Origin of the sequence: Kribbella aluminosa (assembly GCF_017876295.1) — a bacterium.
In the GTDB taxonomy this organism is placed as follows: Bacteria; Actinomycetota; Actinomycetes; order Propionibacteriales; family Kribbellaceae; genus Kribbella; species Kribbella aluminosa.
In genome coordinates this window covers 3,636,668-3,662,289 of the sequence record NZ_JAGINT010000002.1, presented here as the reverse complement: position 1 = coordinate 3,662,289, position 25,622 = coordinate 3,636,668, and the positions used below count along the sequence as shown (strand labels likewise).

Below are 25,622 nucleotides of genomic sequence, written 5' to 3'. Positions count from 1 at the left end.
GAACCGCCACCAGTAGGTCACTGGTGGCGGTCTGAGAGCATTACAGGGCTCGGGTCACCTGGCGGTCCAGTACCCCACACACCAGCCCAGGACGAACGATCCACCGCAGATCAGGATCTGCTCGAGCAGAGGCATGGATACCCGGATCTGATCGGCGATCACGACTCGTCACCCCCGAGCAGCGGCCAGCCCTTCTCATCGGTCTCGACCGACCGCGTCTCCTGCCGCTCGATCAGCTCCTCGAGCATGCCGATAGCCTCGACGATCAGCGCTCGTACCCGGTCCAACTCTCCGCGGGTCACGGTCACCTTGCCGTTCACGACTGCGCCCGCATGTCCGCGAGCGTGCGCCGCATCTCGTCGACCAGCCGTTGCATGGCGCTGTCGAGACTGTCCAGCAGTTCCGTGTTGCGAGCCTGCCAGCCGGTCTCGTACCCCTGGTCGTACGCCCACCGCTCGCTCTCGGTCGCGGTCTCGAAGTTGTAGCTCGGTAGTCCCTCGTTCGGTACCTTGTTGCTCACGGTCGAACCTCCTGGGGTTCGGTCGAGGCCCTCGCTCGGTGTTCCTGCACCTGCGGGGGCCGCTCAGTTTTTAGGGGCTGAGGTAGACCGATCCGGAGGTGGCCCGCGGCTCCGCTGTTCCGTCCGTGTTCCGTCAGACAGCAGTCTGAGACCATCGTCAGCCAACGCTGACAAACCGTGAGTGCCCAGGTCACGGGCACATTGCCGCTGACAACCAACGACTGCCAACGGTGCGGTAACAGTTCGAGCTCTACTACGACGTGTGAGTCGCATAGCCCGCTGAACGGCGGCTGGCCTCGGAGAGCCTTTCTCTCCAGGTCGGCCGCCGTTTCAGTGTTCCGGGGGCCGCGGCCGGACGCTATCTTGAGGGCGTGGCGCCGAGATCCCTGCCGCAACGCGCAGTCCGCGCGGTTGGCGAAAGCCCGCTGGTCGAGCGGCTTGCCCATGCCCAGGAGGTGGCTTACGGGCCGCTGATCGACGGCGCACGTCGGACCTTCCTGCACACCGACGTACTCGGTCATTCGCTGCACCCGTCGCTGACGGACGTGACCACCGGATGCTGGCTCGGCACGTCCCTTCTCGACCCCTCGGCGGCCACCATGGCCCTGCACCGCGGAACTGCGCGCCGAGCGTCCGCTGACTAGAACTCGCACCCCCGGTTCAGGACAGGTTGTCGAGTTCCGCGAGGGCGTCGGCGTCCAGGTGGACGTCGGCCGTACGGACGTTGTCCTCGAGGTGGGAGACGCTGCGGGTGCCGGGGATCAGGGCCGTGTGGTTGTCGTGGGCAAGGATCCAGGCGAGGCAGACGGCGGCCGGCGTGGTCGCCAACCGGTCGGCGCGGCGCCGTACGACGGGGTGCTCGGTGGGGACCGGGAGATGTTCGAACGGCGGCGTGCCGGCGAAGGCCGAGCCGAGCGGGAAGTACGGGATCCAGGCGATGTCGTGCGCGGCGCAGAGCGCGAGCTGGTCCTCGGACGAGCGGTCGAGCAGATTGTAGACATTCTGCACGCAGACGATCCCGGCCGGCAGCGCCTGCGTCAGCTGCTCGGTGCTGACGTTGCTCAGGCCGATCGCGCCGATCAGCCCTTCGTTGCGGAGGGCAATCAGTTCGGCGAGCTGATCGTCGAGCGGAACGACCTGGTCCCCCTCGGCGATCAGGCCCGGGCCCTGGTCGGCGCGGCGGAGGTTGACCACCGGCACCTGTTCGAGGCCCAGCGACGTGAGGTCGAGGTGGACCTGCTCGCGCAGGTCCTCCGGGCGTTGCGCCAAGGTCAGCGGCACCGGCGCGTCCACCCGGCGAGCGCCGACCTTGCTCACGATGACGAGGTCGCCGGGATACGGATGCAGGGCAGCCCGGATGTGCGCGTTCACGGTCGTGTGCCCATAGAACGAGGCCGTGTCGAGATGGTTGATGCCGAGCTCGACAGCGCGACGCAGTACGGCGCTCGCGGCCGCCGTGTCCAGGTGTTCGAGCTGCATGGCGCCGTACCCGATCCTGGCGATCTCGTGCTGCCCGAGCTTGACGGTGCCACCGGGCCGTTGCGATGTCATCAGCGGATGTCCTCAGGTAGAGTCGTGGACAGAAGTGGAGGTTTCTCCATTTCGTCGACGATAGCACTAACCGGAGGTTTCTCCACTTATGCGTGCGGACGCGGCGCGCAAGCGCGCGCAGGTGGTGGCGGCCGCCGGTGCCGAGCTGGCCGATCTTGCCCTGGCCGCGCGGGACGGCGAGCCCGCCCGGCTCTCCCTGGACAAGGTGGCCGCGCGAGCCCGGGTCGGTGTCGCCACGCTGTACCGCCACTTCCCGAACCGGGAGGCGCTTCTCGGAGCGGTCTACCACCAGGAGCTGACCCGGCTGTGCGACGTCGCCCCCGCGATGGCGGCCGCGGGAGCCGCGGACGAGGCGCTGCTCGCCTGGATGCGCCGCTACTCGAACTTCGTCGAGTCGAAGCGGGCCATGGGCAACGATCTGCGCACCATGGTCGCCTCGGGCGCCGTCACGCAGACCGACACCCGCGCACGGCTCACCGCCGCCGTCGCGCCGTTCATGCAGGCGGGCGCGGCGGCCGGCATCTTCCGCTCCGACGTACCTCCGGGTGATGTCGTCGCCGCGATGGCCGGCGCGGTCATCGCCGCCGACCCGGACCAGCAGCGCGAGCAGACACAGCGTCTGCTCGCGCTACTGGTCGACGGACTGCGTCCGCGTTAGTTGTACGTCGCGGTGACGTGGTAGACGCGGCCGCCCCAGCCGTCGTCCGGGAAGGAGTCGGAGATCCGGACGTAGCCGGCCTTGCCGGCGCCGAGGTACGGGGTGAGGTCGAAGGTGCGGTCGGCCTTGTTCTGGCCGTCGTGGTACGGGTTCGTCTCGGTGGCGACCGTGGTCCAGGTCTGCCCGTCGCCGCTGAGTTGGACGAGGAACTCGTTGTCGATTGTCAACAATACGGATGCAGACTTCGCGTCCGACGGGAACGGGAAGCGGTAGACGAAGTACGAGTGCCCGTCCGCGAACCGGTTCTGTACGCCGTTGCTCTGCGACCCGTCGGCGTCGTGCAGCCACGGGGTCTCGGCGGACGTACCGGTGTCGAAGTCGGCCTTGTGGGCGATCAGGATGTCGGACCGGGTGCTGTACGAGAGCAGCGGACCGGACGTCACCGTCGCGGTCACCGAGTGCGAACCGTCCGGCGTACCGGCGGGAATCGTCACGTCGAGCTGCACCGCGTCGTGCACGGGTACGGCGTTGCCGCGGGTCTTCAGGGTCACGGTCGCTCGCGCAGGGGTCACCGTCCAGCCTGACGGGGCGGCCGCTTGGACGTTCGCCGTGATCCGATCGCCGGCCGGGCCGGTTGCCTGGACGTCGACCGTCACCTTCAGATGAGTGCCGGCACCGGTCGCGGGCATCACGACCGGCAATGCCGGATCGGTTGTCGCGGACAACGACCGGACCGGCGGCCTCGCCGGTACCGCGGCGAGCAACGCACTCAGTGCACTGGCCTGGGTACGCCAGTCGAAGACGTTCGGGGTCTGTCCGGACCACCGCTCCCCCAGCCGGTCGGACGCGTCCCGGTCGTTGTCCCAGACCGTGGCGGCCTGCTGGGCGACGAAGTCGGTGTAGCGGCGGTCGTGCGTGGTGTCGGCGAGGTCCGTCCAGTACCGCATGAAGATGCCCTTGAACTGCTTGCCGTTGTCGTCACACGTCCGGCTCGGCGCATCGCAGTACTCCGCCAGTACGCCGTCGGTGACGAGTCCGCCCGGAGCGATCGCGGCGTCCGCGAGCCGGCGTACCGTCGTCAGCAGTTTCGGGTCGTGGGTCGCCCGCCACAGTTCGAGACCGGCGCCGATCGCGAGGCCCTGATTGTAGCTCCAGACCGTGTCACCGTTGCTCTGGCAGTTGCCCTTCAGTCCGTCGTTCACCAGGCCGGCGGAGTTGATCATGCCGCTGCTGGTGAACCAGTTCCAGCCCTCCTGCGCGCGGCCGAGCCAGCGGGTGTCGTGCGGCATCCGGTTGTGCAGTTCGGCGGTGAGGCGGATCCAGAGGCCGTTGGTGACGGCGTTCTTGTACGTACGTTCCGCGTTCCACCAGACGCCGCCGCCGCAGGAGCCCGGGTCCCAGTAGCCCTCGACGTACTCCGCGATCTTCACCGCCATGTCGAGGTACTTCGGGTTCTTGGTCACGTCGTACGCCTGCACCCAGGTGAGGCCCCACCACTCGGAGTCGTCGATCGCGCGACTGGTGAAGTTGCCGAGCAGTTCGTCGCCGGACAGGTACCCGGCCGGGAACGCGCCCTTGTCCTTCTCGAACGTGTTGTCCAGCTGCGGCAGGTAGCGGCGGTCGCCGGTGCGCTGCATGTAATCGCCGATTGTCTGCAATGCGACAGCCGAGTTCCACCAGCTCGACGGGAACCAGGCCTTGTTCGGTTCGTAGGAACTCATCAGCTGGTCGGCGGCGACCCTGGCCCGGGCGACCGCGGCCGGGCCGGACGCAGCCGGGCCGGACGCAGCCTGGCCGGGACTCGCGCCGGCCGGTGGCGACACCAGCCCGAGGGCGAGCGTCACCGCCCCTGCGAGAAGTAGACGGAAGGTACGACGACGGACGGGCATGGGCGGATCTCCTCGAGCTTGGAAACGTTTCACCGAGCTTCGAGGAAGAATGGTCGTCGCGCCAGACAACGATGTCAATGGGTCGCGCCTACTGCAGAATGTCAACAATCTGCTTGAGCTGAGCCGGCGCGAGCGGACCGTGCCGCAGAGCGCCCGCGTTCTCCTCCACCTGCGCGACCGTCTTGAACCCGGGGATCGGCACGAAGGACTCGCTACGACCCCACAGCCAACCGAGCGCACCCTGCGCGAGCGTCCGCCCGTCCGAGGTCAGCACGTCCCGGATCGCGTCCAGCCGGCGCAGCGACTCGGCCTGGTCACCGGTCCGGAAGTCCCACCCGTGCCGTACGTCGTCGGCCGGCAGGGTGCTGTCCGCGGCGAACTTCCCGGTCAGCAGCCCCATCCCGAGCGGACCGCGTACGATGCTCGCCAGCCCGCGCTCCTCGCACAGCGCGAGCACGTCCGCGTTACCGCCGAACACGTTGAAGTGCTGCTGGATCGCCTTACAGTGCGGGCTTCTCGCGAACACCGCGGCCCGCTCCGGGTCGTCCGTACTCCACCCGATCGCGCGAACCTTGCCCGCAGCAACCAGTTCCTCGAACACCGCAAGCACGTCGTCCGCCTTCGCCACGTCGTAACCGCCGAGGTGGAACTGGTACAGGTCGATCCGGTCCGTGTTCAACCGCCGCAACGACTCCTCACACGCCCACCGGATGTACTCCGGATCGCCGTTCTCACCCGGCGCCTCCCGAGTCTCCTCGACATACGTGTACCCCGCCTTCGACGCGATCACGATCTCGTCCCGCACCTCCCCGAGCGCCGCCGCGATCAACCTCTCACTGTGCCCACACCCGTAAACATCGGCCGTGTCGAAGAACGTAACCCCCAGCTCGTACCCCCGTCGCAGCGCCCGCATCGACTCCCCGTCGTCTATGACACCCCACCCAACCGGACTCCCCTGCCGGGCATGCGGCCCACCAATAGCCCAGCACCCCATCCCGAGAGCGCTGACTTCCATCTCACCGATCGACCGCCGAGCCATCAGAACCTCCGAGCCATCAGAATCTCCGCCAGAACGGGAACGTTTCCAGCATCCTCCCCACGTCCCGCACCGGCGTCCAACAAGGATTCCTCATGATCACGACAAGTTGCGGTACTCAGTCAGGCGTAGAGCGCGACCGGAACGTCGCCGTACGACCAGGTGGTACATCCCGAGCGTCACCAGCGGCAGCCCGAGCCAGACACCGACGGACTGGCGGTGCCTCATCTGCATGGCACTACATCGGTCGTTCGGCACTCTGCGTTACAGGTCGGCCGAGTCAGACGCCGGGCCGGGCCTGGATTCGGCCGGAGTGGGCGGCCTGGGTGAAGGTTTGGTGGTCGGTCTGGTTGAGGTTGGCGTAGGTGGTGGCGAAGGTGGAGATGGCCTGGTCGAAGCGGGTGGATTTGCCCAGGTACGCGGCCAGGGCGAGGCGGTCGCCGGAGCCGGCGTGGGCTCGGGCCAGGGTCCAGCCGCAGAGGCGGGCGTACAGGGTCATGGCTTCGGGGTTGAGGGAATCGATGTCGGCGGAGAGTTTCCAGTCGCGGAGCTGGCGGACGTAGTAGTCCTGTTCGCCGTCGGCCGTGTCGGCGCGGAGCCAGCCGAGGAAGATGTCGCTGGCGGCCTGCATCAGGCGTTGCCCGGCGACCACGCGTTCGCCCTGGTTCGCGTGCCTCAGCGTTGCGGGCGGGACGGCGTACGTCGACAGCGCGGACGGTCCGGCCTGCTTGGCCTGGAGGAGAAGTGCCTCGTCGGCGTTCGTCGACTCCAGCAGCATGATCCACGCGCGGGTACCGACGCTGCCGACGCCGACGACCTTGTGGGCGACGTCGGTGAGCCGGTAGTTGTCGAGGAGGTGCCGCCGGTCCTGCTGCAGCGTGCCGCGGTACCCCTCGACGAGTTGCTGCAGCTGGCCGAGCACCACCGGCCCGTCGATGTCGGTGAGTTCCTCCATCGGGACGACCAACGGCGGGTCCGAGACGATCCGCCGGCGCCCGTCGACCGACGAGGTGAGCTTGCCGATCGCCTGCATGCTGTTCCGCGTGTACGCCTTCGCCAGCTTCCCCTCGGCCGCCTTCAGCTCCTTCCGCCCGCCCGACGTCGCCGTCGCCTTGTACCGCTGGACGAGCTCCTCGATGTCGAGCCGCGCGTACCAGACCGCCAGGATCGGCTGACCGGCGAACTCCCGCATCGCCTCCCGGTAGTGCCGCACGACGGTCTCCACGACCGTCCGGCACTGCTTCGAACTGAACCCGTTGTCACGCCCGGCCACGACGAAGCTCGCCGCCAGCCGTTTCACGTCCCACTCGAACGGCCCCGGCAGCGTCTCGTCGAAGTCGTTGATGTCGAACACCAGCCGCCGATCAGGCGACGCGTACGCACCGAAGTTCGACAGATGCGCATCCCCGCACAGCTGGACATCGAGACCGGTCGGCGTGGTCTCCGCAAGATCCGCCGCCATCACCAGAGCCGCGCCGCGGTAGAACGTGAACGGCGACACCAGCATCCGCCCGTGCCGGATCGGCACCAGCGCGGGCACCCGTCCCTCGGCCTGCGTGAGCAACAGCCCAACAGGGTCCCGGGTCGCACTCAGCCGGACCTCCGCGTGCGCCTCGAGCGGGACCTTCTAGCGTACGGCTTTGCCCCGCGCCGCCCGCTCCGCCGCCGTCAGCTGCTCGTCCATGAACTCAGCGTCCCACGATTCACCGGCGCCGCCGCGGACCACGTCCCGAGACACCCAAAGTCGACTAATCAAATAGACTTACCCTGCTGACCATGACTTTCCTCTGGTACATCCCGAACCAGGTCGACCCCGGTCATCGCGGGGACGACACCGTCCAGGGACACAACAGCATCGATCGGCTGACCGAGCTCGCCCGCCTGACCGAGGACCACGGCTGGTCCGGCGCGCTGCTCGGCACCGGCTGGGGCCGGCCGGACACGCTCACGGTCGCGACCGCACTCGCCGCCCGTACGACGACGTTCCAGCCGCTGGCCGCGATCCGCCCCGGGTACTGGCATCCGGCGCACTTCGCGTCCGCCGCGAGCACGCTCGACCAGCTCACCGGCGGACGGCTGCTGATCAACATCGTCTCCGGCCAGGACAACCTCGCCGCGTACGGCGACAGCGAGGGCGACCAGCCGCAGCGCTACGCCCGGACGAAGGAGTTTCTCCAACTGGTACGGCGATTGTGGACCGCGGAGGACGTGACGTACGACGGCGAGTACTTCTCGGTCAGCGGATCCACCGTCGCCACCCGGCCCGTCGTACGGGAAGGCCGCCCGCATCCCACGCTGTACTTCGGTGGCGCCTCCGACGCGGCACAACGCGTCGCCGCGACCGATGCCGACGTACAACTCTTCTGGGGTGAGCCGCTCGACGGCGTCGCGGCCCGGATCGCGAAGCTGCGGGAGCTGGAGGGTGAGCTCGGCCGCGAGCACCCGCCGCTGGAGTTCGGGCTGCGGATCACCACGCTCGTCCGCGACACCACCGAGGAGGCGTGGGCCGACGCCGAGGCGAAGGTCGCGCAGATGGCGGACGCGCCCGGCTACCGGGATCCGCTCCGGGTGAAAGCCGTCGGTCAGCAGCGTCTCCTCGAACTCGCCGAACGCGGCGAGGTGCTCGACGACAACCTGTACACCGCCCCTGGCAAGTACGGCGGTGGCGGCGCCGGCACCACCTGGCTGGTCGGCTCCCCCGACGACGTCGCGAAGTCCCTCCGCCGCTACCGCGACCTCGGCATCACCCACTTCATCCTCTCCGACACCCCGTACCGCGACGAGACCGTCCGCATCGGCGACCAGCTGCTCCCGCTGCTCACCTGAGTTCTATGCGAATCGCATATAGTCGCGGCCATGGACCTCGAGGGAGCAATCAATCGCTGGCATCACCGCGTGAACGAGCGGCAGGCCGTCACCGGTGTGGTGACTGATCCGGTGGTGGTGCTCGGGCCGAAGGGCGCCGGGCCGATCACACCGGACGGGTTCGCGGACTGGGTGGAGAGGTCGGGCATCAAGCTGATGCCGCGCTCGTGGCACCCGATCAGCGAGCGGATGATGGTCGTCGAGGAGGACGCGACCTGGCCGGAGAGCGCGGCGCCGACGCGGGTCGCGACCGTCTTCCGGGTGACCGGAGACAAGGTGTCGGCCGCGTTGCGGTTGCCGGATCTCCAGCGGGCCTTGGAGTTGGCGTACATCTGCCGCGAGCTGGCCGCCACCGAATGAGCGCGGGACCGGGGCAGGTGCTGTTCGAGTTCGTCCGGCACTGGTCACGACGTACGGCGCCAGAAGTCGCCGAGCAGGGGCGGCTCGTCCTGGTGGTCGAGTCCGTGTACGCCGTGAGCGGGCGGCGGGCCGCGACGATCAACGCGGTCGCGCACGAGATCGGGATCGACCAGAGCGGGGCATCCCGGATGGTGAAGGAGGCGACGGCCGCCGGCTATCTCGAACTGCGAGCCGCGGACGGCGATGCGCGTCGGCGTGAGGTGAGCGTCACGGACGCCGGGCTCGAGTTGCTCGAGCAGGCGCATGCCTGGCAGGAGGAGGTGTTCGAGCAACTCACCACAGGCTGGAGCGAGCGTCGTCGTACCCAGTTCCGCCGGGACCTGCTGAGTCTTCTCGAACGGTCGCACCCCTCGCACTGATTGGATGTGATCACCGCTCGACTGCCGCATGCCGACTGTGATCGACCGATTACCGAGCGCCAGCAGTGGGTATGTGGCGCTGTGAGGCATGTGAGGAGCACAGATGGTCGAATATCTGCCCCGGTCGGTGTGGAACGCGCGACCCCCGAACGCCGGGCCGGGCAACCTGATCGCGTCCCACGTCGACGGCGCGGTCATCCACTGGCCGGGCACCGGCTCGACGAAGGTCATCCACACCAAGGCGGCGGTCGCGTCCGCGTTGCGTGGCTGGCAGGACTACCACATGGACACCCGCGGCTGGTCGGACATCGCGTACCAGATCGCCGTCGACCAGGAAGGCCGGGCCTGGACCCTGCGCGGGATGCGCACCAAGTCCGGCGCGAACGGCGACGCCGCCCGCGCGGCCGCCGCGGTCTGGGCCACCGCCCCGAAGAACCTCGCGGCCGACGCGCCGGCCCAGCAGGAGCCCGAGGTTCCGGACCCGAACACCGACCCGAAGCTCGAGGACCAGGCTCTCGATCCGTTCCCGGCGGTCGACGAAGCCAAGTAGCCCGGACCCAGGCCCCACGGACATTCTGTCGGTGGGGCCTGGTTTGCTGTCCGGGTGGATCTCAAGCAACTGCAGGACCGGCTGGAGAAGATCTCGGTCGGCTACGGCGAGCACCTCGGCTTCGAGCGCGACCCAGACTGGTTCCTGCTCAAACTCCAGGAGGAGGTCGGCGAGCTCACCCAGGCCTACCTCCAGCACACCGGCCGGGCCCGCACGAAGGGCTCGACCGCGGACCAGATCCGCGACACGTTCCACCGGGAGTTCGCCGACGTACTGTGCCAGCTGCTGCTGTTCGCGAAACAGCACGACGTCGATCTCCCAGCCGAGATCGACCGCAAGTGGCTGGTCTACGAAGCCTGACGCGGCGCGCGGGCGTTCAGCGCCAGGGCGACGATCAGCCCGAGCGAGACCACTGTGTCGGCCACCAGGCTGACCTGGATCGGGGCCTGGAAGAACATATCCAGCACCAGCGCCGCGGCGTACCCGAGCGGCCAGGACAGGGTGCCGATCAGCTTCCAGATCGCGGTCCAGCGGTTCGACGTCCAGAGCAGTCCGAGGCCGATCCCCCACCCGATCACGGCCACCAGCCAGCTGACCGACAGCAGGTACGGCGCGACCAGCAGCAGCCCGACCGCGACGAAGTCCTGCGGGCGCAGCCGCGGCGGGATCTCGACCCGCACCAGGCCGTCGGTGGCTGCGGCGACGATCTCGCTCGGCCGGCCGAGCCGCTGCAGCACCTCGCGGATCTCGTCCTCGGACGTCGCACCGCCCGCACGCGCCTCGGCGATGTGCGCCTTCATGTCGGCGAGCAACTCGTCGCGCCGTCCGGCCGGCAGCTCCGCGGCCTCCGTGGCCAGCTCGTTCAGGTACGCGTCGACCAGGCGATCGCTGTCCAGTTCCATGCTCATCCCCGTCTCCCACTCTGCAAGATCTTGTCGACCGACGTACAGAACCGTTGCCAGTCCGCGGTGAACTCGGCCAGTGCCCGGCTGCCCTCGGGTGTCGATGTGTAGTAGCGCCGCGGTGGGCCGGACCCGGACTCCTGCCAGCTCGTCTCCACCAGCCCCTCGCGCCGCAACCGCGCGAGGAGTGGGTAGATCGTGCCTTCGGTGGTGACCAGTCCGTCGACCTCACCGAGCGCCTTGACCAACTCGAAACCGTAACGGGGCTCTCCCTGCAACAGCGCCAGCACGCAGTACTCGAGCGTCCCGCGGCGCAGCTGCGTGAAGACCTTCTCCGCTACCATGCGACACAAGGTACCTGTTCGCGCCAGGATCCGGCAAGGACGCCTGATCCGTCAGGCGGTCTTCGGCCGGACGCTGAACATCAGCATCAGTACGACGGCCGGGATGATCGTCACCCAGAGGTTGGGCAGGTTGAGCAGCACCGGCGCCAGGCAGACCACCAGCAGGTCGAACCCGCGGGCCGGCTGCGAGAACAGCCCGGGCGGGATCGCGCCCATCGGCGAGGTGACGAGCGGTCCGGCGTACGACGGCGGCCGCGCGGAGGCCTGCCGGACGGTGCCGGAGATGATGCCCGCGGCAACGGCGAAGGTCGACGCCGCGCTGCCGATCGCCGGGTACGCGCAGGCCGCCCAGACGACGGTGGTGAACGCCGGCACGACGGCCATCACGATCCGCAGGTCGCGGAGATCCCAGCCGAGCGCACGCACCAGTCCGGTCGAGCGGCACGCGGTCCGCAGACCGTCGAGCAACGGACGTACGGCGATGAACCCGGCGATGGCGGCCGCGATCGGAACGAGTACGTGGAACCCGGCCCCGTGCACGGCGTACGGCACCACGAGCAAGGCGAAGGCAACGGCGAGGCGGCGCGGCCAGCGGAGGATCCGGCGGAACTCGCGCTGCACGATCGCAGCACCGTTCGCGCCCCGGCCGCGGTGCGAGCGAACCCGCCCCTTCAGCCGCCAGTGCCGCCCGGCGATCACGTCCCCGAGCATGCTGACGTCCAGACTGCTCGCCGCGCCCGCCAGCCCGGCCAGCAACTCGCCGCCGGCGATCACGCTGATCCGCCCGAGCCGGTCGAGCGTCCGCGACATGACGAACACCGACGCGAGGCACACCACCACAGCCAGCGCGGACAGCAGCAGGACCGCGCCGCTGCTACCGAAGCCTGCAGGGTGTGGATCCTCGAAGGTCAGGACGATCGTCTCCATCGAGGCACGCTTCGTGAGGCCGGGGCGCACAGCGAGGGCCACCGCCGGAACCACCGCGACGAGCAGCAGCAGATCCGCGACCCGCGACGTCCACCAGGTACGCCGTACCGTCTGCTGTGCCCACACCGTGGCGACAGCCGCACACACGAGCGCTGCACCGATCAGCACAGCGGCTTCGAGGATGTGGCTCACCGGTGCGCCGAGCAGTGCCCAGATCAGGGCGCCGACGAGCACGCCGACCACCGCGACCGTCGCGATCACCAGCCGGTACGCCGGTCGCAGCAGGGAGGCCCGGTTGACCGGGGTGGCGAGCAACCAGAACCCCGTGGCGCGGGACGCCGACACCGGGCCGATTGCGAGCAGTACCCGGAGGGTGGTTGCCAGGAGCAACGGCAGGACGATCCACGGGATCCACGAGGTGACCTGGCCGCAGGTCCACGACGTACAGGTCGCGGCGTTCGAGTTCAGGTGCCGTACGACGTTGCCGCCGGTCGCGCCAGCCATCGCCAGCGTGAACAGGACCAGGTACACGTCCTCGAAGATCTCCCCGAACGAACGGTCCGCGTGCTTGCGCCGGGTCGTCCGCATCCACCGCCGCAGCGACCGCGACGACGGGATCGCCCCGAATGCCGCCGCGTCGAACCCCACCGGCTCGTCCGCCGCGGTCATGGCAGCGGGGTGAGCGTGACGACGGAGTCCGCCACCGTCTCGACCAGGCCGGGGTCGTGGCTGGCGAACAGGATCGCCGTACCGGACTTCTTCTCCTGGACCAGCCGGTCGGACAGCCACTGCACACCGTCGGTGTCGAGCCGGGCCTCGGGCTCGTCGAGCACCATCAGCTTGCGCGGGCGGACCAGCGCGGTCGCCAGCGCGAGGCGGCGGCGCTGACCCGAGGACAGCGACCCGGGCAGCTGGTCGGCGGCGGGCAGCAGCCCGATGTCGTTCAGGATCGTGTCGACCAGGTCCTCCGGTTCGGCGTTGCCGTGCGCGCGGGCGAGCAGGTCGAGGTGCTCGGCCGCGGTCAGGTCCGGGAAGAAGTCCAGGTCGTCGAGCAGCGTCGCGACGTCCCGCCGTACCGCTTCGGCACGTTCGTCGATCGGCTGCCCGTCGAGCAGGATCTTCCCGGCCGCCGGCGCCGCCGCACCGACGATGCACTTGAGCACGGTCGTCTTGCCGGCGCCGTTCGGCCCGACCAGCGCGATCGCCTTCCCGGCGGCGAGGGTGAAGTTCAGCCCCTCGATCACCGGGCGGTCGCCGTACTTGTGCTGCAGCCCCTGGACCGCGAGCCGCGGCGGCGTCTTCTTGCTCACTTCTTGCGGACCAGCGTCAGCCCGTCGCCGATGCCGAGCATGATGACGTCGACCCGGTCGTCCGCGGCGATGTGCGCGTTGAACTCCTTGCGGTCCGCCGGTCCGTCCGCGTCCACCACCCGCCCGCCGGCCAGCGTGTTGTCGAACAGCAGCAGCCCGTTCGGCCGGATCAGCGGCAGCACGGCCTCGAAGTACTGGATGTACCAGTCCTTGTCGGCGTCCACGAACGCGAGGTCGAACTCGCCGTCGAGCTTCGCCACCGAGTCGTGCGCGTCGCCGATCCGCAGGTCGATCCGGCCGGCCACCCCGGCACGCTCCCAGTACTTCCGCCCGATCGAGGTCCACTCGTCGGACACGTCCAGGCAGATCAGCTCGCCGTCGGCCGGCAGCCCGCGGGAGATCGCCAGCGCCGAGAACCCGGTGAAGGTCCCGATCTCGACCGCCCGGCGGGCCCCGATCAACCGGGTCAGGGTGGTCAGCAGGCCGGCCTGGTCCGCGGTGGTCAGCATGCCCGCGGGGCGGCCGAGCTGCTCGGTCTCGGCGCGCAGTTCGGTCGCGATCTCGTCCAGCGGCATCCCGTGGGCGAGCATGTAGTCGTGCAGTTCCTCGGTCACCGGCACCTGATGGCCCATGGGAGTTCCGCCCTCCGTGTATTAAGTCGTCGCCTTGTAGTCTCTATGGGTTGCTCGTTCGTCCGACACCCACCCCACCCGAGGGAGCATTACCCATGCGTATCGCCGTCGCCGGATCGATCGCGACCGACATCCTGATGACGTTCCCGGGCCGGTTCAAGGACCAGTTCCTGGAAGAACAGATGCACAAGGTGTCGCTGTCCTTCCTGGTCGACGAGCTGGTCGTGCACCGCGGTGGGGTCGGCGCGAACATCTGCTACGGCATGGCCCAGCTCGGGTACCCGTCGATGCTGGTCGGCTCGGTCGGCGCCGACTTCGCCGAGTACGGCGCGGCGCTGACCGCGGCCGGCGTGGACGTGTCGCACGTCCGCGTGTGCGAGAACGTACACACCGCGCGGTTCACCTGTACGACGGACCTGGACGCGAACCAGATCGCCTCGTTCTACACCGGCGCGATGGCCGAGGCCCGCGAGCTCGACCTGGGCGCGATCCACCAGGCCGCCGGCGGCGTCGACCTGGTCCTGATCGGCGCCGACGACCCGGACGCGATGCTCAAGCACACCCAGCTCGCCGGGCAGCACGGGATCCCGGTCGCGGCCGACCCGTCGCAGCAGCTCGCCCGGATGGAGGGCGAAGCGATCCGGACGCTGATCGACGGCGCGGCGTACCTGTTCAGCAACGAGTACGAGGCCGGGCTGATGGCGCAGAAGACCGGCTGGAGCCACGACGAGATCCTCGAGCGGGTCGGGGTCCGGATCACCACGCACGGCGGCGACGGCGTGGTGATCGAGGACACCACCGGCATCCTCGCGAAGGTCCCTGCCGTCCCCGCGCCGGATCTGGTGGACCCGACCGGCGGCGGCGACGCGTTCCGGGCCGGATACCTCACCGGCCGCGCCTACGGCCTCGACCACGAAGCCGCCGCGCACCTCGGCTGCACCCTCGCCACCACGGTCCTGGAGACCGTCGGCACGCAGGAGTACACCCTCGATCACCCGACCTTCCTCGACCGGCTCACCAGCGCGTACGGCGCGAACGCCGCCGCCACCGCGAAGCAGGCCCTCACGACGCGCTAGCGGGCCGCAACCCACTCGCGGGCCACACTCGCTCGCGGACCGCATCGCGCTCGCGGGCCGCCCTGCACTAGCGGGCCGCCCTCCGCTCGCGGACCGCATTGCGTCAGCGGGCCCAGAGGCCTCGGACGTGGCCGATGTGGCGGCGCATCAGTTGCTCGGCGCCTTCGCCGTCGCCGGACTCGACCAGGTCCAGGAGCTCGTGGTGCTCGGCGGCCGACGGAAGCAGGCGGCCGCTCTCGACCAGCGGGGTGAGGCCGAGCAGGCGGGTCTGTGATCGCAGGTCCGACACCACGTCGACGAGCTTCTGGTTCCCGGAGTACGCGAGCAGCGTGACGTGGAACACCCGGTCGGCCTCGATGTACGCGACCAGGTCACCCGCCTCGGCCGCCACTACGATGTCCTCGGCCAGCTCGCGCAGCCGCGGGTAGTCGGCCGCCGGGATCGCCGCAACGACGTCCCGCACGGTCGGCGGCTCGATCAGCTGACGGAGCGCCGCAAGGTTGTCCAGGTCCGCGTCGGACACCTCGGTGACCCGGAAGCCCTTGTTCCGCAGCGAGATCACCAGGCCCTCGCGGACCAGGTCCAGCATCGCCTCCCGGACCGGCGTCGCGGAGACGCCGAACCGCGCGCCGAGCGTCGGCGCCGAGTACACCTCCCCCGGCTTCAGCTCGCCGGAGATCACCGCGGCCCGGAGCGCGTTGGCCACGCTGTCGCGCAGGTTCTCGCGGTGCGCCAGCCGCCGTACGCTCGGCAGCGGCCCGATCGAATCGGCAGTCATCGGTTCACCTCCCTGGTCGCCTTAGGTGGTGTCTGGTGATTCCCCGCAGTAGGCGGGGAATCACCAGACACCAACTAGTGTGAAACACGCCCGTCACTGATCCCGGACGCCACCCCCGATCGAGGCGACCAGCTCGGTCAGCCGCTCGAACACCCGGTCCGACCCGAGCCCGTCGTGCTCGTACTCGTTCGTCACCCAGGCCTGCACGTTCCCGACCCGGCTCGCGGTGTCCAGCTGCAGCCCGGAGTCGACGTACATGTCGTCGAAGTACACCGCGGCCGCGACCGGTACGTCGTTCGCGGCGAGCTTCTCGAGGTCGTACAGCTCCGGCCAGCCCGGGCGTTCGGCGAGCAGCTCGACGGCGCGCTGGAACGGCCGCAGCCCGCGGATCTCCTCGAACATCCAGGGGTACATCATCTCGCCGGTGAACAGCAGCGGCCGGGCGTCCTCGGCGAACTCCGGACGCCGGGCCCGCTCCGCCTCGGCCGCCCAGCCGGTCGCGCCGTCGCCGGATCCGTAGATGCTCTCCTGGAGCGCCGCGAACAGCGGATTCCCGAGGTACGACGACTGGGCGAGGACCTGGCCCAGGAACGTGTCGGACAGCTCGTCGCCGTCGAACGCCTCGTCGAGCAGCCAGTGGATCCGCTCGTACCCGGGCTGCATCCCGAAGTCGATCCCGAGCGACTGCAACCGGCGTACGGTCAGACGGTCGCCGTCCGGCAGCCGTACGTCGTCCTCGGCCAGCCGGTCCGCCAGCCTGCCGACCCGCTCGACGTTGTGCGGGTACCTCCGGTAGAACTCGCGGTTCTTCGCCGCGACCCGCGGGTAGGTCCGCCGGTAGACCTCGGCGGCCGACGGGTCGATCGACGCCAGCCCGCCGGTGACGTAGCAGGCCGACAGCCCCTCGCTCGCCTTGGACAGGTAGGTGAGCGTCAGGAATCCGCCGTAGCTCTGGCCGAGCGTCGACCAGCGCTTGCCGCCGAACACGGTCTTCCGCAGGTGCTCGGCATCCGCGACGATCGAGTCCGCCCGGAAGTGCGCGAGGTACTCCGCGCCGTCCTCGGCCGTCATCGCCGACATCCGGCGGCCGCTCACCGGCGTACTGCGACCGGTACCGCGCTGATCCATCAGCACGACCCGATGCGTCTTCAACGCCTGCCCGATCCACCCCGACGCGCTGACCGGCCGCGGCCCCTTCCCACCGGGCCCGCCCTGCAGATACAGGAGGTACGGCAGCTCCTCGTCCTTCCTGGCCGGATCAACCAGCTCCCGCGCGAACAGGCTGATCGACTCCCCCGGGCTGTTCCAGTCCATGGGAACGTCGACGGTGTGCTCGCGGACATGCATTCGAGGAATCGTGTAGCTGATCATCCCGCCTCTTTCTGCCTGCGTCTGGCGTCCCACTCCGGATTGATCCGCGGTACGGCGGCCAGCAGCGTCTTCGTGTACTCGTGCCGAGGTTCGCCGAACACCTGCTCCCGCGACCCCACCTCCACGATTCTGCCCCGGCTCATCACCGCGACGCGCTGCGAGATCTGCCGGACGACGGCCAGGTCGTGCGCGATGAAGACGTAGCTGAACCCGCTCTCCCGCTGCAGCCGCATCAGCAGCTCCAGGACCTGCGCCTGGATCGACACGTCGAGCGCCGACACCGCCTCGTCGCAGATCACCAGCTTGGGGTTCACGGCGAGCGCGCGGGCGATGCCGATCCGTTGCGCCTGACCGCCGGAGAACTGCGCCGGGTACCGCCGGCAGTGGTCCGGGTTCAGCCCGACCCGCTCCATCAGCTCCTGCGCGAACGCGCGCTTCGTGGTCGCCGGCGTGACGCCCTGGTAGGTGAGCGGCGCGGTGATGATCCGCTCGACGGTGTACCGCGGGTTCAGCGACGAGAACGGGTCCTGGAACACCACCTGTACGTCGTTCCGGAACTTCGCCAGGTCCTTGCCCTGGGCCCGGGTCACGTCCTGGCCGTCGAACACCACCGTACCGTTGGTGGGTTCCAGCAACCGGGCCGCGATCCGTGCGGTGGTGGACTTCCCGCTGCCGGACTCGCCCACGATCGCGAGCGTCTCGCCCAGCTCGACCTCGAAGCTCACGTCGTCCACCGCGGTGAACGTGGACTTCCGCGCCCGCGCACCCTCGCCGCGGGTGACGAACTCCTTGGTCACGCCCCGTACTTCCAGCAACGTCACGGTGCCACCTCGTCGTCGATTCCGTCATCGATTCTGGGTACGGCGTCCAGCAGCATCCGCGTGTACTCGTGCCGCGGGTCCGAGAACACCTGCTCCGCGGTCCCGTACTCGACCGGGTCCCCGGACTGCATCACCAGGACGCGCTGGGCGATCGAGCTGATCACCGCGAGGTCGTGGGTGATGAAGATCATCCCGGTGCCGGTCGAGGTCTGGAGTTCGTCCAGCAGCTCGAGGATCTGGGCCTGCACGGTCACGTCGAGCGCGGTCGTCGGCTCGTCCGCGATCAGCAGCGACGGCGAACAGCACAACGCCATCGCGATCATCACGCGCTGCCGTTGCCCACCGGAGAACTGGTGCGGGTAGTGATCCACCCGGCGCCCCGGATCGGGGATCCCGACCCGCTCCAGCGCCTCGATCGCGACCCGGCGCGCGCCCTTGCGGGAGCCGCCGCGATGGGCCCGGTACATCTCCTCGATCTGCAGTCCCACGGTGTAGTAGGGATTCAGCGACGACAACGGGTCCTGGAACACCATCGAGATCGCGTTGCCGCGGACCGCTCGGAGCTCGCGGTCGGTCCGCCCGAGCAGCTCGGCGCCGTCCAGCGTGACGCTGCCCGACGTACGGGCGCCGCGCGGCAGCAGCCCGAGTACGGCGAGCGCGGTCATCGATTTGCCCGACCCGGACTCGCCGACGATCCCCACGGTCTCGTCCCGGCCGACCGTGAACGACACGTCCTTCACCACGTCGACCGGTCCGCGGCTGGTCGGCAACGTAACCGTCAGATTGTCGACAACAAACAATTGACCACTCATGACGACACCACCCGTACCCGCGGATCCAGGGCGGTGTAGAGCAGGTCAACGACAACGTTGCCGATGACAACGAAGAACGCGGCCAGCAGCGTCACCGCCATGATCACCGGCTGGTCGTTCTTGGCGATCGAGTCGGCCGCCATCTTGCCGATTCCGTTCAGGCCGAACACGGTCTCGGTGATCAGCGCGCCGCCGAGCAGGCCGGCGAAGTCCATCCCGAAGATCGTGGTGATCGGCGTCAGCGCGGGCCGCAGCGCGTGCCGGCGCATGATCAGCGCGCCGCTCAGGCCCTTCGCCCGGGCCGTCCGGAAGTAGTTCTCCGACAACGTGTCGATGACGTTGCTCCGGGTCAGCCGGGCGTACAGACAGGCGTAGCCGACGGCCAGCACCACCCAGGGCATCAGGTACGACTCGAACCAGACAACAGGATTGTCGACAAACGACACCACCGACGGGAACGGCAGGACCTGCAGCTTCACGACCAGCACGTACTGCAGCACGAGCGCGAGCACGTAGTTCGGCACGCTGACCCCGCCGAGCGCGAGCGCCATCGCCGAACGGTCCCACCAGGTGCCCTGCTTGACCGCGCTGATCAGGCCGCCGAGCACGCCGGCGAGCAGCCACAGCACCGCCGCACCGACCGCGACCGTGACGCTGACGGGCAGCCGTGCGGTGATCATGCTCCACACCGACTCGTTGGTCTGGAAGCTGTACCCGAGACACGGCGCCGAGCAGTGCACCGAGCCGTAGTCACGACCCACGAAGATCCCGCTCAGGAAATCCCAGAACTGGGTCAGGATCGGCTGGTTCAGCCCGAGCACGTCACGGATCGAGTCGATGCGCTCCGGCGTACAGGTCTTGCCGCAGATCATCACCGCCGGATCCGGCGACAGCTCGAAGAAGATCAGGTACGTGAACAGACAGACGGCAAGCAGGATCAGCACGACACCACCGAGCCGGCCCAGAATGTACCGGGTCATGGGGCCTCCCGGCCTGGACTGAGGAGCGAAGCGACCGGAGCGACGAGGGAAGGCCGGGAGTAACAGCCCCATGACCACGCCGGCGCCGAAGGCCCGGCCAAAAGCACAGTCATGCCGCCTCTCCTTGGTCGATGAGTGTGCGGATCTTGTCGCCGAGGACCGTCAGCGAGAGCACGGTGAGGAACAGGAACAGGCCGGGGATCGCGAAGAACATCGGGTCGACCGAGTACCAGCTCACCGAGCTCGCGATCATCTGGCCCCAGGACGCGGTCGGCGGCGTGACCCCGACGCCGAGGAACGACAGACCGGCCTCGGTGCCGATGTACCCCGGGATCGCGAGCGTGGTCATCACGACGATCGAGCCGCGCAGGTTCGGCAGGATCTCCCGGAACACCACCTGGGTGTCCTTCGCCCCGGACGCCCGGGCCGCCTCGACGAACTCGCGGTTCGCCAGCGTCATGGTCTGGCCGCGGATCACCCGGGCCAGGTACGGCCAGCCGAACGCGCTGATCACCACGACGAGCAGTACCGGCCGGTTCCCGGACGGCAGCGACGACAGGATCGCGATCATGAAGATCAGCGCCGGGAACGCCATCAGGAAGTCCATCAGCCGGGAGATCACCTGGTCGACCCAGCCGCGGTAGAACCCGGCCAGCATGCCGAGCACCACGCCGAAGATCCCGGTCAGCAAGGTTGCAGACAATGAGATTGTTATCGATACGCGGGCGCCGTACACGATCCGCGCGAACAGGTCACGCCCGTTCTGCGGCTCGACACCGAACCAGTGCGAGCCGCTGATCCCGCCGAGCGCACCGCGCGGCAGCCCGCCCAGGTCGGAGTTGATCGCCCCGGAGTCGAACTGGTACGGCCCCCAGCCGCTGAGCTTGGTGATCAGCGGCGCGGCGACCGCCATCAGCACCACGATCGCGAGGAACACCAGGCAGGCGAGCGCACCCTTGTCCCTGGTGATCGTGGCGAGCAGCCGCTTGCCCGAGGCCGGCGGACCGGCGGCCGGAGCCGCCGGTGCCACCTCCTCGACCTCGGCCAGTGTCGGACCGGTTGTCACTTGCTCGCGTCCTTCAGGCCGACGGACACCAGGTCGATACCGCCGGAGAACCCGTCATGAAGGTAGGCGCCGCCAATGTTGCCCCCGACAAGCATCAGCACCTTCTCGTACAGCAGCGGGACGACCGGCGCGAGCTCCATGATCTGCTTGTCCAGCTCGCCGTACGCCTTGTTCGCCGCGGTCACGTCGGTGAGCTTGGAGATCTCGTCGATCTTCGCGTTCACTCCCGGGTCGTTCAGCTGGGACAGATTCGAGTTGCCCTTCGGGGTGATGTTGCGGCCGTCGAACAGCGGCGGCAGGAAGGTCGCGCCGGAAGGCCAGTCCGGGCACCACCCGGTGATCGCGGCGTCGTGCTGCTGGGACGTCGTACCGATCACCTCGTAGTACGTCGCGGTGTCGATCGTGTTGATCTTCACGGTGATCTTCAGCGGCTCCAGCGCCTGCTGGATCGCGACCGCCATCGCCTGCATCTTCGGCTGGGCGCGGGTGTCGAGCGTCATCGTGAAACCTCCCGCGAACCCGGCCTCGGTGAGCAGCTTGCGGGCGGCGTCGGCGTCACCCTTGTGGTCCGGGCTCGGGTACGGGTCGTAGTCCAGCCGGCCGGTGATCGTCGGCGGCTGGATCGTGGTACCGATCTCGGCGAGTGCCGACCCGCCGTCCGCGTCTCGAACGGTCTGCTTGTTCACCGCGAGGTTGATCGCCTGCCGGACCTTGACGTTGTCGAGCGGCTTCTTCGTGGTGTTCAGACCCATGTACGTCGTACATCCGTTGATGCCGGTCATCGTCCGCTGCTTGAGCTGCGGCGTCTGGATCCGGGCCACGCTCGCGGCCTGGACAGTACCGGCGATCGCGTCCGCGTCGGTGCCCTGGCCGGCGATCATCCGCTCGTCGATCGTCGCCGGGTCGAGCCCGAACGTCCACTGGAACGCGTCCGGGTTCGCGGTCCGGACGTCGTCGGTCTTCTTGTCCCACTTGTCGTTGCGGACCAGCTTCAGCGAGGCGCCCGGCTTGTAGTCGGCCAGCTTGTACGGACCGGATGCGATCGGCTTGCTGTCCAGCGCATTACCCGCGCCCTGGCCCTTCGGTACCGGCGTGAAGGTGTTCTGTGCGACCACGCTGCCGAAGTCCGCGAACGGCTTCTTCAGGTGGAAGACGATGGTCTTCGCGTCGGGTGTTTGGATTGTTGACAATCCACCGGACTTGTACGGGCCCTGGTACGACGCGGGTGCCTCGATCAGCTGCTTCGCGTACGGCGAACCGATCCCGATCTCCGGGTCCCAGGCGCGCTCGACGCCCCACTTCACGTCCGCGCTGGTGATCGGCGCACCGGTCTCGAAGAACAGGCCGTCCTTCAGCGTGAACGTCCAGGTCTTGCCGCCGTCCGTCGGCTTGCCGGCATCGGTGGCGAGATCCGCGACGATCTTCGTACCGTCCGCGCCCGGCGCCGCGCCCTGGGTGGTGAGCGTGCGGTAGATCAGCCGGTAAAAGTTGTTCACGCCGCCGTCGAACCCACGGGCCGGGTCCAGGTGCGAGAACGCCGCGTTCGCGAGCACCTGCAACGTACCGCCCTGCACGGCCTTGGCGCCTGGGCCATCCGACGCGCCCTTCGTCCCGGACGCACCGCCGCCACACGCGGTGAGGGCCAGCGCTGCGGCCGCCACGAGCCCGACCAGCTTCGAGGTTCTCTTCATCAGTATTCTCTTTCGGTTCGCAGCCACACACGCATGGCCAGGGGCTGACGGTTTCCCCAGAGGAAGTACGGCGACAACGTCACCGGCACGTGCTTCGAGGCTTGAAGCGCTGGAGTCTGGGGTGTTTCGGTGAGCACCGGGTACAGCTCAGGCGCCGGCGGCTGGGCGACACCGGCGGTGAGATCCAGTACGACGTGCTCGTCATCCATCCGCGCCGTCGCCGCCGCGACACCCGCCGGCGTCAGCAGCAGGTCGTCCACCGGCGCGGCCACATCTTGTTGCTCAACGCAATAGACAACCGGGCCCCGGGCAACAGCAATCGCTCCACGGGCCGCGTCCACATACGGATGAACCCCGTGCGCCCGAGCCGCCATCGGCAACGTCAACCTGACAACATCACCCGGCACAAACACCCGACGAACACGAACCCACCCGTCCTCCCCCCACTGCCCACCCAGCGACTCATCCGCCCCACCCGGGGCCGCTCCTCCGTGGGCAGCTCCCCCGTGAGCAGCTCCCCCGTGAGCAGCTCCCCCGTCGGCAGCTCCCCCGTCGGCAGCTCCCCCGTCGGCAGGTCCTCCGTGAGCTGCCGCTCCCTGGGCCACTGCGCCGAGCGACCCATCCGCCCCGCCCCGGGCTGCTCCTCCGTGGGCTGCCTGCCCCGCAGCACCAGGCTGGGCTGCAGCGTCAGCCTGCCCGGCAGGACCGCGCTGTCCGGTAGGGCCAGGCTGGACTGCGGTTTCGCCTGGCTCGGTGATGGTTGCCCCGGTTGCCCAGTGCGGGATGCGGAGCGCGAGGGTTTGTTCTTCGGTCGGGGCGGACTCGACGGTGAGGGTGACTTCGCCGTTCCACGGGTAGTTGGTGTTGACGGTGACCGCGAGGTCTCCGGCGGTGAGGTGGGCGTCGGTGTAGATGCCGACGTACAGGGTGTTGTCGCGGTGGAGGGCAACGTGGTCCTGGAGTTCGGACATCCAGCGGATGATGTTCGGCGGGCAGCATGGACAGCCGAACCACGCGCGGCGGAGGAGTTCGCCGCCGTCCTCAGCACCGGAGCGCTGCTCGTGATCCGGCCGGCGCTGCAGCGGGTTGTCGTAGAAGAACGCCGTACCGTCGGCCGAAAGCCCCACCGCATAAGCGTTGTAAAGCACCGTCTCGTACACATCGAGGTACGACGCCTTGCCCGTCGCGCGGAACATCCGCCACGCCCACTGCATCGTCGCGATCGCCGCACACGTCTCGGCGTACGCCCGCTCCGACGGCAGCTCGTACCGGTCACCGATCGCCTCGTCGGAGTGCCGGCTGCCGAGTCCGCCGGTGAGATACAGCTTGGTCGCGACCATGTCGTCCCACAGCCGCTCGAGCGCCGCGAGCAGCGTCGGGTCGCCGGTCTCCAGGTGTACGTCGGCCGCACCGGCGGCGAGGTACGCCATCCGTACGGCGTGCCCGGTGACGGAAGACAGCTCGCGGAACGGGACGTGATCCTGGAAGTACTCCCCCGGGAAGATCGTGTGCTTGAGTTTCCCCTGCCCGCGCCGGTCGACGAACAGCTGCGCCTGCGTCAGGTATGCCGCCTCGCCGGTTTCACGATAAAGCTCGACGAGCGCCATCTCCACCTCGGGATGGCCGTCGACGACCTCCTCGCCCTCCACGCCGTACTTCCGGACGACGAGATCCGCGAACCGCCGGGCGATTGTCAACAATCTGCCATCCGACAATCGACGCTGCGCCGCGACGGCCGCCTGGATGAGGTGGCCGAGGTTGTACAGCTCGTGCCCCCAGCCGAGATCCGACCAGGGCTGCTTCGGCTGGTCCGGGTCCTGGAAGTACGAGTTCAGGTAACCGTCGTCCGCCTGGGCCTGTTCGAGCAGTCCGACGACCTCGTCGTAGAACTCCTGCGCACCCGCCGGCGCGTCCTCGCGGCCGACTTCGTAGGCGAGTCCTTCGAGGGTCTTGTACAGATCCGTGTCCAGGAACGGGTACCGCCCGCGGTACCCCCCGACCGACGGGTCACCGAGCCGCCGGAGGTTCTCGAGGTTCCCGGCCTTCCGCAACTCCGCGATCGCGTGCGGGATCGTCGCCGCCCGGTTCCGCTCCTGCCAGGCATGCAGCAATCCACTGGTCAGCCGCACCTCAACCTCTGTACCGTGTGACATTGCACAGACCCTAAGTGCAATGTCACACCTTGCCAACCCCTGACGGAAGACGTTTACACGCCGGAAACCAACCACCACCCCCGACCCCAAAGCCGAGGCACCACCGCGAGGCACCAAGCGGCCCGGCGGCGGGCGGACGGGCGGGCGGGCGGGCGGGCGGGTGGGCGGGCGGGCGGCGGACGAGGCCAGGCCAGGTCGCCGGACGGACGGACGGGCGGACGGGCGGCGGACGGGCGGCGGCGGGGCCGGGTGCGGCCAGCTGCTGGGCAGGGACGGCGGAGGACGGCGGCGGCGGAGGGCGGCGGACGAGGACGGCGGACGAGGTGCGATGGAACCAGTGAGGGTTGTCGAGGGCGGGTCGGGCCTGGCGGCCGGCCGAGTCCGCAGGCGGGCCAGGAGGTGGGCCAGTAGGTGGGGCGGCGGACGCGGTGCTGTGGACCCAGGTTGAGGTTGTCAGGGGGCGGGTGGGTCCGACAGGCCGGGCGGGCCGGCGGGCCGGGTTGAGGGCGGGGTCGGCGGGCCGGGTTGAGGGCGGGGTCGGCGGGCCGGGTTGAGGGCGGGGTCGGGTCAGGTGCGGTGGAACCAGGGGCGGGGTCGTCGGGGAGCGGTGGGGCCGGCGGGCCGAACGAGGTGCTGTGGAATCAGGTGCGGGTCGGCGGGCCCGGCGGCTGGCGGAGTCACCGGGTGGGGTCGGGCGAGGTGCTGTGGAATCAGGTGCGGGTCGGCGGGCCGGGTGGGTCGAACGGGGTGCTGTTCGACCAGGTGCGGGATGTGGGCGGGTGGGGTCGGCCGTACGGGCAGCCGAGGTGGGGTGAACCGACCGCAACCTCAGGGGTTCACCCTTCACGTTGCCCGTTCACGCGCCGCACGCCATGGGTGAAGGGGCAATGTGATGGGTGAACCCCTCAAAC

General features: G+C 69.1%; 28 protein-coding genes. 8 read left to right on the top strand and 20 right to left on the bottom strand.

The window, feature by feature from the left end:
* Positions 1–158: 158 nt before the first annotated feature.
* Both JOF29_RS38605 and JOF29_RS38600 read right to left on the bottom strand, forming a co-directional pair.
* Entirely contained in the window at positions 159–320 is a 162-nt protein-coding gene (locus JOF29_RS38605) for a hypothetical protein (RefSeq protein WP_209699252.1), read from the bottom strand.
* A complete protein-coding gene (locus JOF29_RS38600) occupies positions 317–520 on the bottom strand; it encodes a hypothetical protein (protein ID WP_209699251.1) in 204 nt (67 codons plus the stop codon). Before JOF29_RS38600 ends, JOF29_RS38605 begins: the two co-directional genes overlap by 4 nt.
* 371 nt (positions 521–891) lie before the next feature.
* Here JOF29_RS38600 and JOF29_RS38595 point away from each other — a divergent pair, with 371 nt between their 5' ends.
* Positions 892–1,164: a hypothetical protein gene (locus JOF29_RS38595; protein ID WP_209699250.1), complete on the top strand. Its 273-nt coding sequence runs from the start codon at positions 892–894 to the stop codon at positions 1,162–1,164.
* 16 nt (positions 1,165–1,180) lie between these two features.
* Here the strand turns inward: JOF29_RS38595 and JOF29_RS38590 are convergent, their stop codons facing one another.
* Positions 1,181–2,071, bottom strand: a complete 891-nt coding sequence (locus JOF29_RS38590) for an aldo/keto reductase (RefSeq protein ID WP_209699249.1) — start codon at positions 2,069–2,071, stop codon at positions 1,181–1,183.
* 88 nt (positions 2,072–2,159) lie between these two features.
* Here JOF29_RS38590 and JOF29_RS38585 point away from each other — a divergent pair, with 88 nt between their 5' ends.
* Entirely contained in the window at positions 2,160–2,729 is a 570-nt protein-coding gene (locus tag JOF29_RS38585) for a TetR/AcrR family transcriptional regulator (RefSeq protein WP_209699248.1), read from the top strand.
* Here the strand turns inward: JOF29_RS38585 and JOF29_RS38580 are convergent.
* The 4 genes from JOF29_RS38580 to JOF29_RS38570 form a co-directional block, all read right to left on the bottom strand.
* Positions 2,726–4,618 carry a glycoside hydrolase family 76 protein gene (locus JOF29_RS38580; protein WP_209699247.1) on the bottom strand — a complete coding sequence of 631 codons (1,893 nt, stop codon included), beginning with the start codon at positions 4,616–4,618 and terminating at the stop codon, positions 2,726–2,728. The genes JOF29_RS38585 and JOF29_RS38580 overlap by 4 nt on opposite strands.
* A gap of 88 nt (positions 4,619–4,706) precedes the next feature.
* Positions 4,707–5,612 (bottom strand): aldo/keto reductase, encoded by a 906-nt coding sequence (locus JOF29_RS38575; protein ID WP_245361070.1) that lies wholly within the window; start codon positions 5,610–5,612, stop codon positions 4,707–4,709.
* Between the two features lie 141 nt (positions 5,613–5,753).
* Positions 5,754–5,882, bottom strand: coding sequence for a hypothetical protein (locus tag JOF29_RS45025; protein WP_281067471.1), 129 nt, complete (start codon positions 5,880–5,882; stop codon positions 5,754–5,756).
* A gap of 52 nt (positions 5,883–5,934) precedes the next feature.
* Positions 5,935–7,194: a DUF2252 domain-containing protein gene (locus JOF29_RS38570; protein WP_307863906.1), complete on the bottom strand. Its 1,260-nt coding sequence runs from the start codon at positions 7,192–7,194 to the stop codon at positions 5,935–5,937.
* 236 nt (positions 7,195–7,430) lie between these two features.
* On the opposite strand from JOF29_RS38570, the gene JOF29_RS38565 reads away from it, so the two are divergent.
* The 5 genes from JOF29_RS38565 to JOF29_RS38545 all read left to right on the top strand — a co-directional run bounded on the left by JOF29_RS38565 (position 7,431) and on the right by JOF29_RS38545 (position 10,208).
* Positions 7,431–8,480 carry an LLM class flavin-dependent oxidoreductase gene (locus tag JOF29_RS38565; RefSeq protein ID WP_245359851.1) on the top strand — a complete coding sequence of 350 codons (1,050 nt, stop codon included), beginning with the start codon at positions 7,431–7,433 and terminating at the stop codon, positions 8,478–8,480.
* A gap of 30 nt (positions 8,481–8,510) precedes the next feature.
* Positions 8,511–8,879 carry a hypothetical protein gene (locus JOF29_RS38560; protein WP_209699245.1) on the top strand — a complete coding sequence of 123 codons (369 nt, stop codon included), beginning with the start codon at positions 8,511–8,513 and terminating at the stop codon, positions 8,877–8,879.
* Entirely contained in the window at positions 8,876–9,298 is a 423-nt protein-coding gene (locus JOF29_RS38555) for a MarR family winged helix-turn-helix transcriptional regulator (RefSeq protein WP_209699244.1), read from the top strand. The genes JOF29_RS38560 and JOF29_RS38555 overlap by 4 nt, the downstream gene beginning before the upstream one ends.
* Positions 9,299–9,401: 103 nt before the next feature.
* Positions 9,402–9,848 (top strand): peptidoglycan recognition protein family protein, encoded by a 447-nt coding sequence (locus JOF29_RS38550; RefSeq protein ID WP_209699243.1) that lies wholly within the window; start codon positions 9,402–9,404, stop codon positions 9,846–9,848.
* 54 nt (positions 9,849–9,902) lie between these two features.
* Positions 9,903–10,208, top strand: coding sequence for a nucleoside triphosphate pyrophosphohydrolase family protein (locus tag JOF29_RS38545; protein WP_209699242.1), 306 nt, complete (start codon positions 9,903–9,905; stop codon positions 10,206–10,208).
* On the opposite strand, the gene JOF29_RS38540 is transcribed toward JOF29_RS38545, so the two are convergent.
* The 5 genes from JOF29_RS38540 to JOF29_RS38520 are packed head-to-tail and all read right to left on the bottom strand — an operon-like array spanning position 10,196 to position 13,963.
* Positions 10,196–10,756 carry an HAAS signaling domain-containing protein gene (locus JOF29_RS38540; RefSeq protein ID WP_209699241.1) on the bottom strand — a complete coding sequence of 187 codons (561 nt, stop codon included), beginning with the start codon at positions 10,754–10,756 and terminating at the stop codon, positions 10,196–10,198. The two genes, JOF29_RS38545 and JOF29_RS38540, sit on opposite strands and share 13 nt — an antisense overlap.
* Positions 10,753–11,094 carry a PadR family transcriptional regulator gene (locus JOF29_RS38535; protein WP_209699240.1) on the bottom strand — a complete coding sequence of 114 codons (342 nt, stop codon included), beginning with the start codon at positions 11,092–11,094 and terminating at the stop codon, positions 10,753–10,755. Before JOF29_RS38535 ends, JOF29_RS38540 begins: the two co-directional genes overlap by 4 nt.
* A gap of 51 nt (positions 11,095–11,145) precedes the next feature.
* Positions 11,146–12,690, bottom strand: a complete 1,545-nt coding sequence (locus JOF29_RS38530) for a DUF6297 family protein (RefSeq protein ID WP_209699239.1) — start codon at positions 12,688–12,690, stop codon at positions 11,146–11,148.
* Positions 12,687–13,331, bottom strand: a complete 645-nt coding sequence (locus JOF29_RS38525; protein ID WP_209699238.1) for an ABC transporter ATP-binding protein — start codon at positions 13,329–13,331, stop codon at positions 12,687–12,689. The genes JOF29_RS38530 and JOF29_RS38525 overlap by 4 nt, the downstream gene beginning before the upstream one ends.
* Positions 13,328–13,963, bottom strand: coding sequence for an O-methyltransferase (locus tag JOF29_RS38520; RefSeq protein ID WP_209699237.1), 636 nt, complete (start codon positions 13,961–13,963; stop codon positions 13,328–13,330). Before JOF29_RS38520 ends, JOF29_RS38525 begins: the two co-directional genes overlap by 4 nt.
* Positions 13,964–14,058: 95 nt before the next feature.
* On the opposite strand from JOF29_RS38520, the gene JOF29_RS38515 reads away from it, so the two are divergent.
* The gene (locus JOF29_RS38515; RefSeq protein ID WP_209699236.1) at positions 14,059–15,039 is read left to right on the top strand and encodes a carbohydrate kinase family protein; all 981 of its coding nucleotides are present in this window, start codon (positions 14,059–14,061) and stop codon (positions 15,037–15,039) included.
* A gap of 103 nt (positions 15,040–15,142) precedes the next feature.
* On the opposite strand, the gene JOF29_RS38510 is transcribed toward JOF29_RS38515, so the two are convergent.
* From JOF29_RS38510 to JOF29_RS44160, 8 genes are all read right to left on the bottom strand, one after another.
* On the bottom strand, positions 15,143–15,817 hold the full coding sequence (locus JOF29_RS38510; protein WP_209699235.1) for a GntR family transcriptional regulator: 675 nt from the start codon (positions 15,815–15,817) through the stop codon (positions 15,143–15,145).
* Between the two features lie 93 nt (positions 15,818–15,910).
* A complete protein-coding gene (locus JOF29_RS38505; protein ID WP_209699234.1) occupies positions 15,911–17,188 on the bottom strand; it encodes an alpha/beta fold hydrolase in 1,278 nt (425 codons plus the stop codon).
* Complete coding sequence (locus tag JOF29_RS38500) at positions 17,185–18,009, bottom strand: ABC transporter ATP-binding protein (RefSeq protein WP_209699233.1); 825 nt, start codon at positions 18,007–18,009, stop codon at positions 17,185–17,187. Before JOF29_RS38500 ends, JOF29_RS38505 begins: the two co-directional genes overlap by 4 nt.
* Positions 18,006–18,821: an ABC transporter ATP-binding protein gene (locus JOF29_RS38495; RefSeq protein ID WP_209699232.1), complete on the bottom strand. Its 816-nt coding sequence runs from the start codon at positions 18,819–18,821 to the stop codon at positions 18,006–18,008. Before JOF29_RS38495 ends, JOF29_RS38500 begins: the two co-directional genes overlap by 4 nt.
* Positions 18,818–19,801 (bottom strand): ABC transporter permease, encoded by a 984-nt coding sequence (locus tag JOF29_RS38490; RefSeq protein WP_209699231.1) that lies wholly within the window; start codon positions 19,799–19,801, stop codon positions 18,818–18,820. Before JOF29_RS38490 ends, JOF29_RS38495 begins: the two co-directional genes overlap by 4 nt.
* 109 nt (positions 19,802–19,910) lie before the next feature.
* Entirely contained in the window at positions 19,911–20,867 is a 957-nt protein-coding gene (locus JOF29_RS38485; protein ID WP_209699230.1) for an ABC transporter permease, read from the bottom strand.
* Complete coding sequence (locus tag JOF29_RS38480; RefSeq protein ID WP_209699229.1) at positions 20,864–22,558, bottom strand: ABC transporter substrate-binding protein; 1,695 nt, start codon at positions 22,556–22,558, stop codon at positions 20,864–20,866. Before JOF29_RS38480 ends, JOF29_RS38485 begins: the two co-directional genes overlap by 4 nt.
* Positions 22,558–24,711: a glycoside hydrolase family 127 protein gene (locus JOF29_RS44160; protein WP_245359849.1), complete on the bottom strand. Its 2,154-nt coding sequence runs from the start codon at positions 24,709–24,711 to the stop codon at positions 22,558–22,560. Before JOF29_RS44160 ends, JOF29_RS38480 begins: the two co-directional genes overlap by 1 nt.
* Positions 24,712–25,622 lie beyond the last annotated feature (911 nt).